General features: G+C 40.1%; 10 protein-coding genes and 3 pseudogenes. 9 read left to right on the plus strand and 4 right to left on the minus strand.

What is annotated here, in order from left to right; translation table 11 throughout:
• Positions 1-42: 42 nt before the first annotated feature.
• The 7 genes and pseudogenes from RMY31_RS10515 (at position 43) to RMY31_RS10545 (ending at position 6,904) form a co-directional block, all read left to right on the plus strand.
• A complete protein-coding gene (locus RMY31_RS10515; protein ID WP_322661214.1) occupies positions 43-1,080 on the plus strand; it encodes an aspartate-semialdehyde dehydrogenase in 1,038 nt (345 codons plus the stop codon).
• 1 nt (position 1,081) lies between these two features.
• Entirely contained in the window at positions 1,082-2,182 is a 1,101-nt protein-coding gene (locus RMY31_RS10520) for a hypothetical protein (protein WP_322661212.1), read from the plus strand.
• Positions 2,183-3,211: a DUF2817 domain-containing protein gene (locus tag RMY31_RS10525; protein WP_322661210.1), complete on the plus strand. Its 1,029-nt coding sequence runs from the start codon at positions 2,183-2,185 to the stop codon at positions 3,209-3,211.
• A gap of 164 nt (positions 3,212-3,375) precedes the next feature.
• Positions 3,376-4,470: pseudogene (gene tnpC, locus RMY31_RS10530) on the plus strand (IS66 family transposase); the annotation flags it as partial.
• 269 nt (positions 4,471-4,739) lie between these two features.
• Entirely contained in the window at positions 4,740-5,621 is an 882-nt protein-coding gene (locus RMY31_RS10535; protein ID WP_409877832.1) for an IS1634 family transposase, read from the plus strand.
• A gap of 328 nt (positions 5,622-5,949) precedes the next feature.
• Positions 5,950-6,363 carry a hypothetical protein gene (locus RMY31_RS10540; protein ID WP_322661208.1) on the plus strand — a complete coding sequence of 138 codons (414 nt, stop codon included), beginning with the start codon at positions 5,950-5,952 and terminating at the stop codon, positions 6,361-6,363.
• A complete protein-coding gene (locus RMY31_RS10545) occupies positions 6,335-6,904 on the plus strand; it encodes a hypothetical protein (RefSeq protein WP_322661289.1) in 570 nt (189 codons plus the stop codon). Before RMY31_RS10540 ends, RMY31_RS10545 begins: the two co-directional genes overlap by 29 nt.
• Here RMY31_RS10545 and RMY31_RS10550 read toward each other — a convergent pair.
• A pseudogene (locus tag RMY31_RS10550) lies at positions 6,797-7,024 on the minus strand (IS701 family transposase); the annotation flags it as partial. The gene RMY31_RS10545 and the pseudogene RMY31_RS10550 overlap by 108 nt on opposite strands.
• Positions 7,025-7,031: 7 nt before the next feature.
• Here RMY31_RS10550 and RMY31_RS10555 point away from each other — a divergent pair.
• Positions 7,032-8,114: an IS701 family transposase gene (locus RMY31_RS10555; RefSeq protein ID WP_322661206.1), complete on the plus strand. Its 1,083-nt coding sequence runs from the start codon at positions 7,032-7,034 to the stop codon at positions 8,112-8,114.
• Positions 8,115-8,548: 434 nt separating this feature from the next.
• Here RMY31_RS10555 and RMY31_RS10560 read toward each other — a convergent pair whose 3' ends face one another.
• Entirely contained in the window at positions 8,549-9,508 is a 960-nt protein-coding gene (locus RMY31_RS10560) for an NAD-dependent epimerase/dehydratase family protein (RefSeq protein WP_322661204.1), read from the minus strand.
• A 91-nt stretch (positions 9,509-9,599) separates the two neighbouring features.
• Here RMY31_RS10560 and RMY31_RS10565 point away from each other — a divergent pair.
• Positions 9,600-9,738, plus strand: a pseudogene (locus RMY31_RS10565) (IS1 family transposase); the annotation flags it as partial.
• Positions 9,739-10,049: 311 nt separating this feature from the next.
• On the opposite strand, the gene RMY31_RS10570 reads toward RMY31_RS10565, so the two are convergent.
• Positions 10,050-11,051: a glycosyltransferase family 2 protein gene (locus RMY31_RS10570; RefSeq protein WP_322661202.1), complete on the minus strand. Its 1,002-nt coding sequence runs from the start codon at positions 11,049-11,051 to the stop codon at positions 10,050-10,052.
• A 2-nt stretch (positions 11,052-11,053) separates the two neighbouring features.
• Positions 11,054-12,094 carry a polysaccharide deacetylase family protein gene (locus tag RMY31_RS10575; protein ID WP_322661200.1) on the minus strand — a complete coding sequence of 347 codons (1,041 nt, stop codon included), beginning with the start codon at positions 12,092-12,094 and terminating at the stop codon, positions 11,054-11,056.
• Positions 12,095-12,107 lie beyond the last annotated feature (13 nt).

Here is a 12,107-nt window from a genome sequence, read left to right on the forward strand (position 1 = left end):
CCTAAAATCTTATGTACTGCAAATTTTTTGTGGAGAAAACTCATGCCAATTATTCAGAAAAAACCTACCGTCGCAATTGTCGGAGCGACAGGTATCGTCGGCACGACTTTCTTATCGCTGTTTGAGGAGCGCTCTTTTGAGTATTCCAATTTACATTTAGTTGCGTCATCGCACTCAGTCGGTCGTTGCTTAACTGTAAACGGACGCGATTATGAAGTTTGCGATTTGGCGGACTTTAACTTTACAGGTGTTGATATTGCCTTTTTTGCCGCTGGAACGCCTATTAGTCGTGAGTGGGTCAGCAAGGCAGTAGAGCAAGGCGCACTTGTGATTGACAACACCAATGCGTTTCGGATGCATCCCGATACACCACTTGTTGTACCGCAGGTAAATCGTCATCTATTAGGAGAGCGACCTAAGAGCGGGATTATTGCTAATCCAAATTGCTCGACAATTCCGTTAGTACGGCTTTTGGAGCCAATTGAACAAAGCTATCGCGTGAGGCGGGTAATTGTTAGTACATATCAATCTGCTTCTGGTCGAGGTGTCACGGGTATTGAAGAACTCAAAAATGGTTCTTTACAAATTATCAAAACTCCATTGGAACCACCAGAAGCAAAGCGCTTTCCTGTGGCTTTGGCTTTCAATCTCATTCCTAGCATTGATGTGCTTCTTGATAATCACTTCACTTTGGAGGAGCAAAAAATGCTTCAGGAGTCGCGGAAGATACTCAACCGTCCTGACTTAGACGTTTCTGCAACTTGTGTCAGAGTGCCAGTTATTAATTGCCACTCAGAAGCAGTTTATTTTGAATGCGATCGCGACTTAGATCGCAATCATATCGTTGAATTGCTCCGTCATGCTCCAGAAGTGACAGTTTACGACGATGAAGCTACGCAAGGTTATCCAACACCGCGAACTATTGATAATCCCGACCATATCCATGTTGGTCGAATCAGAATTGACCCCAATAATCTCAAAGCTGGATGGTTTTGGCTAGTTTCCGACAATCTTCGCATCGGTGCAGCTTTGAACGCCATCCAAATCGCTGAAGAGATGATCCAAAGGCAGGTGATTTGAAATGCAAATCCGCGTCCTCAAGTTCGGTGGATCAACCTTTCAACGTAGTGCTGATTTCAATACCATTGCAGCATTCCTCAAATCTCGACTTGAACAAGATAGCCAGAAGCTTGTAGTAGTAGTTAGTGCGATGGCTGGTTTGACAGATGAGTTTCATAAACTTGCTTTGGAAGTCAACACAAATCCATCACCAGAAGCCCTTGACTCACTTCTGCCACTTGCTGACACCATCGGGGCAAATCTGCTGTGTTTAGCAGTTGAGGCGACAGGTATTTCTGTGAAAGTACTGTCTGGCTATCAACTAGGTATTGTTACAGACTCCAACTTCTCTCATGCTTCGATCCAAAAAATTGATGGAGCAGTTTTAAAACAAGCACTTAGAGAAGTTGATATTGTAGTAGTTCCTGGTGGTCAAGCAGTCGATGAACACAACCGTCCCACTTTCCTTGGTAGAAACAGTTCTGACTTTACTGCTGTAATTCTAACGGCAACACTTGAACTTGAAAGTTGCGAGATTTTTTCTGATGTCAATGGCATTTACAGCGCCGATCCGAATCTCATCCAAAACGCCAGACTTCTTGAAGCTGTATCTTTTGACACCGCGATTAACTTTTCACTCAGCGGGGCAAAAGTCTTGCACTATAAATCAGTACAACTTGCCAAAGATAAAGGAGTGCAAATCGTGTGTCGGCATAATCGGGATGATTATCGCATGGGAACAGTAATCGGTAATGGTCAGATATCAAAGGCAGCTATACTCGATCCTCGGTCAATTGTCTTAGAGTTTGCGTCAAAACGAGATTTCGAGATTGCAAAACTTAAGCTACAACTAGCAAATATTCCTGTTATTTTAATCGAAGACCAAAAAGTGCCAATGCTTGTAGTTACTTGCGGTTTTTTTGATGCTGTCAAGTTCTTAGCTGGGTCTGGTATTGATGCACATCGCCGCAATTGTTTGCTAATTAGTGAATTTAATGGCGATCGCCCAGTACTAAGGCATATTGTCAGTACAAGTGGGGCGATCGCATTATGCCAAACAATTCACGATCGCTTGTATAAACATAGTGAAAGTGCAAAACTATCACAAGCAAATGTGAGTTAAATGAATGATATAGACTCTTGGTTTTCTCAAGACTACGCCCAAGCTCAAGAACGTTTCCAAAAAACAACGCATTTATTAGAACGCGGAGCTATAGAAGTCAGTGATGGTCTGACTATCGACTGGGCTTGGTCGGGAAATCCCCAGTCTCCTCACGTCCTTGTCTTTAGCAGCGGACTCCATGGGATTGAGGGATTTTCTGGTAGCGCTGCTCAACTTTATTTGTTGTCTCTTAACCCTGAAATCTCTACGCTTTGGCTGCATGTACTCAACCCTTGGGGAATGGCAAATCTACGACGCGTGGATAGCGCAAACATAGACCTGAATCGTAACTTTCTCGCAGAAGAAAAAGAGTATCAAGGCGCACATCCCACTTATAATATTCTTGACCCTCTGCTGAATTCACCTTCGCCACCGAAAAGGGATTTCTTTTTATTGCAAGTCATAGGAGCAGTGCTTCAACATGGCTACGAAAACGTGAAAAATGCTGTGGTGACTGGGCAATATGAATATCCCCAAGGTTTATTCTTTGGTGGTAAATCGTTACAGCCTGCGATGTCTCGACTATTATTATTTCTCGACAAGACGCTGAGTCACCGCGAGAGAATTGTACACATTGACCTGCACAGCGGTCTCGGTAAGTTTGGCGAGATATCTTTATTACTTGAAGGAGAGTCTAATCCAGAGCAAGTTGCACGAGCGCAGCGTGCGTTTGGCTCTAATTTAAAAAGCCGTTACGATCGCGGTGGCTACCTTGTTCGTGGTGGCTTTACCAGCGCTCTGACTCAACGCCTTGGGGGTGTCCGCTACGATGGGATTACGTGCGAGTTTGGCACTTATAATATGCTCCGTGTTTTAGCTGCGTTACGCAACGAAAATCGACAGCATCACTATGGACAGAGAAACTTGTTTGCTCCCTCCAAGCAGCGATTGCTAGAGGTGTTTTCGCCCTCCGATCTAAGATGGCGTAGTCAGGTTTTATTACATGCAACAACAGTTTATAAACAAGCCTGTGTAATGTTAAACGATTGAAACTATGTTGGTTCTTAGACCATTAAATACTTTGCGATCGTAGTTTCTTCAGACATAACTTTGCACCTCCTGGTTATAAAGTGTCAAACTTTCTAGTTTTTTTTGTAAGGATTCAGGTAGCAGAGTATTGACAAAGGGAACACTAGAGGGGCAGTATCACAAATATGAACCAAACCCTGCCTCAAGATTTAGACCCGGAAAGCTTGAACCAGTTACCGAAAGAAAAACTGGTAGAGATAATTATTGAGCAGAGCAAGGTAATACGTGAATTACAGAAAACAATATTAGAACTACAGCAAGAAATAGAGCGTCTAAAAGTCAGTAGAGATTTAGATAGTAAAACTTCATCAAAGCCACCATCTGGAGACATTCACAAAAAAAGTGAAAACCAAAAAGCTCCTCCCCAAGAGGAATCAAATCAGCCAAAAAACAAACCAGGTGGGCAACCAGGACATCAGGGGAAAACCCGTAAGGGCTTTGGCAGAGTAGATCGCTATAAAATTTTACGTCCTCTTAATTGTGTCTGTTGTGGTCAAAAAGCATTTGCACCCCTAGCAGTAAAAGTAGAAAAGCACTGTGTAGCGCAATTAGTGGAACGTCCAATAGAAGTAGTTGAGTATCAACGCCAGACGTGCCAGTGTGAGTACTGCGGCAATATACAAACAGCCTCTTGGCCACAAGATATCATCCCAGGACAAGATTTAGGAATCTGTTTACAGGCATTTTTAGGATGGGCAAATAATTATGCACATATGCCCTATGAAAAACAGCAAGAAATGTTGTGGGAGTTGGGTCAAATTGAAATTGGACTGGGAACTTTAGTCACCACCAATGAACGAATTCAAAAAGCGATTCAACCAAGCATTAGTGAGTTAAGTAATTGGGTAAAACAGACACAACCTAACATTCATGTGGATGAAACACCTTGGTCTGTCAAGGGAGTTAAAGAATGGTTGTGGGTAGTTGCCAATTCTGAGTTTTGCCTGTTTATTGCGGCTGACACTCGTTCCAGAGCCGAACTGGAAGCCATTTTAGGGGCTGAATATACAGGGGTAATCAGCAGTGATGATTTTAGTGTTTACAATGGCTATGCGGTGGCTGACCAGCAGAAATGTTTGGCTCATCTACGCCGTCACTTCAAAAAACTAATTCAACTTCCAGGCCTTCATAACCAAGCTATTGGTGAAGCATTTGTTGATTTAATTGATGAAGCTTTTAGAAATTATGCCCAATGGTTTGAGACTCTTGACTGTGCCAGTTAAGTAAGTCAACTTAATTAAACATAAAACGCTCAACTGGATACTGACCTTGCTTGGCTCTATGATTTATCCCACATTCCGCACCCAAAAGTGGTACACAGAGAAAGCAGTAAGTAAATCCAGAATATTGGTAACAATTGAGACAATTAACCTTCAAGAGCAAAGTTAGTAGCCAGAATCAGGGTAGAAGTCAAAAAATAAATAAAATTAGCACTCCATAAGCTTCCATCATGAAAAGCTAAAAATAGTTGATGGAATATAGTGTGAAAATGAATTCGCCCTCTGCGATTGAAGTAAAAAATCTAGATCACCTGGGGATAGTAGCAGGAATTATCGATGAAATAGGGCTGGTAGACCAAATAAATAAAATACTCGGACAGCACCCACAATCAAAGGTGAGTGCGGGTCAGGCGGTCAAAGCAATGATACTAAATGGGTTAGGTTTTGTATCAGGAACATTATATATGTTTCCTAAATATATGGAAAGTTATGCCTGTGAACAATTAGTAGGTGAAGGAGTATTACCAGAATATTTAAATGACGATAGATTAGGAAGAGTATTAGACCAATTATATTTAAAAGGATTAACTGGAATCTTCACTTTGATAGCGTTAGCAGCAGTAAAAAAATATGGAGTGGATTTATCATCGCTACACTTAGATTCTTCTTCACTGCACCTACATGGAGAATATAAAACTGGATTACCCGAAGTAGCGTTTGAGAAAATTGCAACAACAGAGAATGAAACTGTACTTTTAGAGGTAGCACCACAACCAATAAACATCACCTATGGTTATTCACGAGATCATAGACCAGATTTAAAACAATTTATTATAGAGTTAATTTGTAGCAGTGATGGGGATATACCCATATTTTTGAAAGCAGCATCAGGAAATCAATCAGATACAAAAACTTTTGCTAAAACTCTCGTGTATTTTCGTGAAAATTTATTAGCTCAAAATCAAAAAATAAAAAACCAATTAGGTAAACTCACACACCACCCCACTCTCAGATGGATATTTCAATGTTTTCAAGGTATTCATTTATTAATTATTAATGGGGTGTCACAAATCTCAAACCTCTCTAATGAAAGATTATCGATATTACAATTCTTTCCTAATGCTTGTCGTCGCTACTATTTGTTAATTTGATTTTCATTTTAATCGAGCATAATTTTTATCAATTTTTTTGAGTTACTCAGTGATAGTACCTCTACTTTTTTCTGCCCGATTTTTTATCCTGATTTATTTTACTCCTCACTCCGGCTTAATTTTTAACTTTTCATCCTTCACAGTTTGGTCTTGAGTCAAAAACTAGCCCCAAAATTTACGCCTCATTTCTTTTGTGACAGTTCTGGTGCGGAATGTGGGTTCTTAACAATTCATTTTGGTTCGTTTAGCAATGATTATTTAAGACAAAGAGAATTAAAAGAAATTGAGAACAATTGCAATATTGAACCAATAAAGCTCTTCTTACGTAGTGAAGCTTGGAGGGCAACTTTACGGCTCTCTTTGTGATGTCGGTACGCTATTTGCGATCGCAACTCTGGGGTTTTATATCCTAGAGTGGACAAAACAAGTATTGAATAATGAAGAGCAAAGAGCTTTTAGTTCGTTTATCTGGCCATTACTGATTTCTGCTTTATTGTTTAACGATGGTCAACTGTTAGGAAAAAATACAGTTGCAATCAAAGATTATATAAATAACGTTAATACCTACGTACTGACAAGGACAGCTGGCGGGGTAGATTTAAGAGCAGCATACTCAAAAGCAATCGGAGTAGCAGCAGTCCGTGCGGTGATCGGCAGGGAAATTGAAGCTTGTCGCACATCTTCTTTAAAGTCCGCAAGAAACAGTAGAGTGTTTGGAGCAGGCGAAGCAAACATTATCTAGTCAATACCCATCTTATTTTGGAGCGAAGGGGCCGTTTGCTTGGCTAATAGACAGGATAGACAGGATAATCAGCGCTCCACAACAAGCAATTCAATCAGGGGCGAACCCGATTCAGGTACTGTTGTCGCCCTTCAGCGCATTTGTGGGTTCGGTGGTAGCTGAGAACATCACCAATATTTTGGTGGGTCTTTCTGGGGCATATCAATGGGGAATAGAGTTGACAATGCTGCTGTCGGCTTATCTTGGCCCATTGGCTGTTGGAGGATCGTTACTACCTTATGGAGCAAAACCATTGCTAGCTTGGCTAACGGGATATTTTTCTGTAGGCATAGCAAAACTCGGCTTTAACATCATCTCTGGCTTTGCAGCCGAATTAATTGCCAATTCTCGTTCAGATCAACCGCTTTTTTTCTTATCGGGACTTAGACAAAAATTAGGTCCAAATGTAGCCCAAACTGGCTTTGTAAGCAGCAAATACGTCACGATTAAGAGTAAGCCAATCAAAAAAGCGGAAAGACATAGCTGTTCGGAAGGCTTCTAAAGCTTCAGTAAAACTGTTCAAAGGTTTCGAGTCCCACCTTCGTCTTAAACCTCCAGTCATCTGATGCCAAAGAATAAAAGTGTAGGCACAGAAAACTAAGATAAAATGTCGCATTTGGCTAACAAAAATGTTTATTGGAGAAAGAGAAATAATTTTGTGTATTGACGAAACAGGAGATAAGAAAAAGGGAAAATCTACAGACTATGTAACTCGTCAGTATATAGGGAATTTAGGCAAAACCGAGAATGGAATAGTGTCAGTTAATGCTTATGGTGTAGTGGATGGGATTACTTATCCATTAATTTTTCAAATTTTTAAACCGAAAAATCGACTGCAATCAGGAGATAAATATAAAACGAAACCACAAATAGCGGTGGAAATAATTCAAGAGATACAAGAGATGGGTTTTAAAATCAAGTTGGTATTGGCAGATAGCCTTTATGGAGAGAGTGGAGATGTTATCAGAGTATTAGAAAAATTAAACCTAGAATTTATCGTGGCAATTCGTTCTAATCATGGTGTGTTGATGCCAGCCGGAAGTCGGAAGCGTTATAACAGATCGAAAGCCTATGAGCAAAAGCTTTCACATCGTCAAACAGAAACTCGCTATCTCAGAGAAATCATCTTTGGTCAACGTCGTCGCTTGAGATATTACCAAATCAGTAAAAGTCATGTTCCTGACCCTACAGGGGATGAAAGCTGGTACGTTATGACTAATTTATCTGTTGATATTCAACTTAATGTTGCTCAACTTTATAGTTTGAGAAACTGGATTGAATATGGCTTCAAACAAGTCAAGAATGAACTGGGCTGGGCTGATTTTCGCCTAACAGACTATGAAAGCATTGAGCGCTGGTGGGAGATAATTTTTAGTGCTTATCTTTTAGTTAGCATTCCGGCGACTTATTTCCAATTAGAAGCTGAGAAACTGGTAGCTGAAAATCTTCCAAATTCTAGCACTGATTCCTCTTCATTCATCAATGCATCAACTACTGAATTTAGTCAACATCGGGAGTGGGAAGCGGGCATGACATGGAAAAGTTCCCTGAATAACTTGAGACTAATTGTTCAGCCTTATATCTTCTACCATTTGCTGTTACCTTGGTTAGATGTATTCAACATTCCTGGGATGAGACGCTGTTTCCTTAAGTTAATTGAATTGATGAATGGTTTTCGAGCTTCTCCGATTCCTTTCTCTATTGCTAGTTAATCTTCTCTCTATTTTTCTTTCCCTAAAGTAACAAAAGAGGGATAACACCTTTGAATTAAAACAATTGACTGGCATTGAATCATGCCAATGCCGTAAGGGTCGTATTCAAAGAAATCACATTGCCTGTGCTATTTTAATCTGGCTTAGACTCAAAGATTTAGCTTATAAAACTGGCCAAACAATCTATCAAATTAGCATGGATTGTTATCAAATTATTTAGTTCAGCAACTAAAACGTCCGGCTGTTCCCATGTTTATCGCGTAGTTGTTTAGGCGCACGCCGCGGTTACACCGCGCCATTGCTTGTGACAGTTGCGTAAGTCCTGATTTAGATGCGTTTGCCCTGGACTATTACTGGGTCAAATGTCATGAATAAGACTATTTGAAAATCGACAAAAGATTTGCTGGATAAGAATTTCCTGTTTTTAGCAATGGCTATAAGCGTGGCAAATGACCCACTACAGCAGCTATATTAGGTACTTCAATGAAAAATTCTAGACCTGATTTGAGCGACCACTGAGGTTTAAAGTTTAATATTGAACATGCGTTTGAGATATCAGCTTGTGAATGCTGGATATCTCCTGGACGAGCAGGCATAAAATTAATTGCTGATTGGTGCTTAGAAAAACAAGTTTTGAGAATATCAACTAGTTTAATCAAAGAAGTATTTTTCCCATTACCTAAGTTACAAATTATAGAAGCTCCAGATTTGAGGGGAGTAGTTAAAGCTTTGGTAAATCCATTTGCCACATCTTTAACATATATAAAATCTCGTGTTTGAGTACCATCTCCATAAATAGTTATAGGTAAACCTTGCTGCATGGCATTCACAAAAATAGAAATTACACCAGAGTATTGGGAATTAGGTTGTTGTCTAGGGCCAAATACATTAAATAAGCGCAATCCTACAAATGAGAAACCTAATTGTTTGGCGAATAATTTAGCGTATTGTTCGCACACCAGTTTTTGTAAACCATAGGGAGAAATGGGGTAAGTCTGTTGATTTTCTGAAATTGGTAGTTGCGTCGGATTGCCATACACAGCTGCCGAACTGGCAAAAACTAGTCTAGGAATATTTAAGGCCTGGCAAAGTTGAATTACAGCGATCATTGCAGAAAGATTATTATGATGAGCCTTTAGTGGTTGCAGCCAAGATTGAGTAACTGATGGGGTAGCTGCCAAATGGGCAAGTCCATCAATTTGCTCGGTAAAATCCTGGGGTTGACATCTGGAGATATCTTTTATCAGTAGTTTGAGATGAGGATGATTAAGTAAGTTTTGTAATTTACCTGTCGATAGGTTATCAACTACAGTGACATGATGACCATCTGACAAAAGCTGTTCTGTCAGATGTGAGCCGATAAAGCCGGCTCCACCAGTGACAATAAAATGCATAATTTTGAAGTTCCTTAAAAACAAATATTTTTATCAGGTTTGGAGATGAACGGGCATTGCATAATAGAGGGATGAATTGAGGTCATCTACTGTGCATTGTCCATACTGCGAGTCCAGCAGGATTAGAAAGAATGGTAAGCGTCGAGGTAAACACTCATCACATTTGTGTTGATTGTAGTCGCCAATTTATAGATGCCTACAATCCACCAAAAGGGTATCCAGATGAAGTCGTAGATATGCTTAAACACTCAGTTCGTTTACTACTTCATTGTTTGAAGTATAGACAAATACCTATATTTAGTTAATTCATCCTGTATTTATGTAACGCCGATGAACGTAAGCCCATCTCTGCATTACCTTGTTTCTTATGGGAGCGGGCAAAGTTTATCTATATGGTGAAATGCCACACCAAATCTATAATTTGGTGGTCTACCCTAGCCTATGTATTTACAGAACTATTGCAGAACATTCTTCGTGATGGATTTGAATCTCCACATTCTTTGAATATTAATGAAGGTGACATTATCGGAAATCAACGAACTCATTTCGTCTCATTTCTATTCAAACTGAGTAATTTGTAGGAATAGACAAATTTAATGGCTCTCTTTGTCAGAAGTGTTTGTAACTCACTAAGTTTTTTAATTTTCCACTTGAGATACCTAGTCTTATGAAATAAAAAGTACAAAATTGGATGAACAACTAATAGTTTTTCCTTTCTGAATGCCCCCCATAGTTTGCCGTCTTTGATACCCTGTACAATTAAATACTGTTCTAACCAGTTTAAGAAATTGAGACGCGCAGCGTATTCTTTACCTTTTTGCTCTGCTGCTGTGTGGCAACAACTATTAGGATGCTGTCTATATTTATACCAAAACTTACTGGCTACGAATACAGGGAATTGCAGACAAACCTTGGTGGAAAAAACTTGATCTTCATATAGACCCCGGAATGTCTCTTCAAAGCCACCGACTTTTTCTATTACCTGACGGCGTACTAACATTCCTGATATGCAAATTTTCATTTTTAATGAGAGCAGGAACAGCATTGGTGGCTGGATTTTAGTATCAATTTGTACTCTAAAGTCCTTCATAGTCACAATAGGGATGTCTAAAAAGTCACGTTTCATATCTTGAGGATTTCCAGTCCAGCTATACCACCACTGAATTGGCCCATAAACCATAGCAGCTTCAGGATGGGAATCTAAAATAGCGGCTTGTTCCTCTAAAGTTTGCGGTATCCAGATATCATCGGCATCTAAAAAGGTAATATATTCGCCTTTGGCGTGGCGGATACCTAAGTTGCGAGTTGCACTCATGCCGCGATTTTGATGTCCTTTGTGTTCTAAGTAACGAACTTTTTCAGGAGATTTTTGTGTGTAGCTTAGAGCAATGTTTGTACTAACATCGGTAGAGCCATCATCTACTAGTAATAGTTCCCAGTTTTCATAAGTCTGGGCAAATACGCTTTCTATTGCTTCCACAAAAAACTTCTCACCAGCATTAAAGAAGATGATGATGCAAGAAATCAGAGGTTTGTTAATCATAATTAAAAAAACCTTGACAACCAATGAGCAAAGGTTTCTCCGTCCCAATCTTTAACCACAACACGAGGTAACAGGAAAAAGTTGCTATGCTGCCGAACTTTACCAACGATGCTAGAACAGGCGCAGGTAAATCCAGCTTCTTGGATAATGGAAGTAGTCTCCGTTGTGTAGCTACCATGAGGATATGAAAAACTCGCGATCGCATGCCCTAAGATTTTCTCCAGGTAGTCTTTACTTTGCTGAATTTCATCCTGTTGCGAGACTATGGAAAGTTGAGAAAGAAAGGGGTGTGTTACAGTGTGGGCACCAATTTCGATCAGTCCCCCTGACTCTAATCCAAGCATCTCCTCTTTGGAAAGAGAGCGATGGGTCGATCGCCCTACAAGTTCAGCGTTTGCCCAGATAATTAGTTCATCTAGTAACTTACTTCGCTCGTTGACAGATAAAAACTGCAAGATTAGATACAGTGAGCGATAGAGATTATAGCGTAGGGTAGGAGCTTGTTTTGGTTTTCTGTCGCTTTGCCAATGGCGATCGCGCTGAAGATCGGCTTCACTGTAATGTGTTGTTTCTCTTAATTTCCATTGGTAGGTTCTGCCATTAATATTTAATTGGAGTAAGTCTGGTAATGTACCGGGTTGCAATAGCAGTTGCTCTAGTTCGTCCCACCAAAATTCACGCTTTTGGTCAATACCGCCAGTGGTAACAAAAACTGTTGCTGGGATATCGTACTTTTCCAATAACGGTTTGGCATGATAGAAGTTATCTGCATAACCATCATCAAATGTAACTATAATTGACCGATTTATGTATTGGCGATCGCTAAGCCTTTTTGTCAATTGCTGTAAATGCAGAGGATAGCCATATTGTCGTAAAACTTCTAAGTGTTCGGCGAAGTGTTTTGGTGTCACACATAATGACCAAGGGTCTGAATCTGTCTCAGTTACCCGGTGGTACATTAAGATGAGCGCGCCAGGGAAAATTTTATTTTTCAGTTGCCCAACAGTGTGTTGAGCTTTGTTGCTGAGTGTGCCTAGAATCATTGTTTCGTTCTTT

Source organism: Dendronalium sp. ChiSLP03b (assembly GCF_034531165.2).
Taxonomy (GTDB): Bacteria; Cyanobacteriota; Cyanobacteriia; order Cyanobacteriales; family Nostocaceae; genus Dendronalium; species Dendronalium minutum.

Bases quoted from the DNA above. Each gene is read 5' to 3' on its own strand.
- RMY31_RS10535 (WP_409877832.1), top strand. From the start codon at position 4,740: ATGAATTCGCCCTCTGCGATTGAAGTAAAAAATCTAGATCACCTGGGG.
- RMY31_RS10520 (WP_322661212.1), top strand. From the start codon at position 1,082: ATGCAAATCCGCGTCCTCAAGTTCGGTGGATCAACCTTTCAACGTAGT.
- RMY31_RS10525 (WP_322661210.1), top strand. From the start codon at position 2,183: ATGAATGATATAGACTCTTGGTTTTCTCAAGACTACGCCCAAGCTCAA.
- RMY31_RS10575 (WP_322661200.1), bottom strand. From the start codon at position 12,094: ATGATTCTAGGCACACTCAGCAACAAAGCTCAACACACTGTTGGGCAA.
- RMY31_RS10560 (WP_322661204.1), bottom strand. From the start codon at position 9,508: ATGCATTTTATTGTCACTGGTGGAGCCGGCTTTATCGGCTCACATCTG.
- RMY31_RS10570 (WP_322661202.1), bottom strand. From the start codon at position 11,051: ATGATTAACAAACCTCTGATTTCTTGCATCATCATCTTCTTTAATGCT.
- RMY31_RS10515 (WP_322661214.1), top strand. From the start codon at position 43: ATGCCAATTATTCAGAAAAAACCTACCGTCGCAATTGTCGGAGCGACA.
- RMY31_RS10555 (WP_322661206.1), top strand. From the start codon at position 7,032: ATGTTTATTGGAGAAAGAGAAATAATTTTGTGTATTGACGAAACAGGA.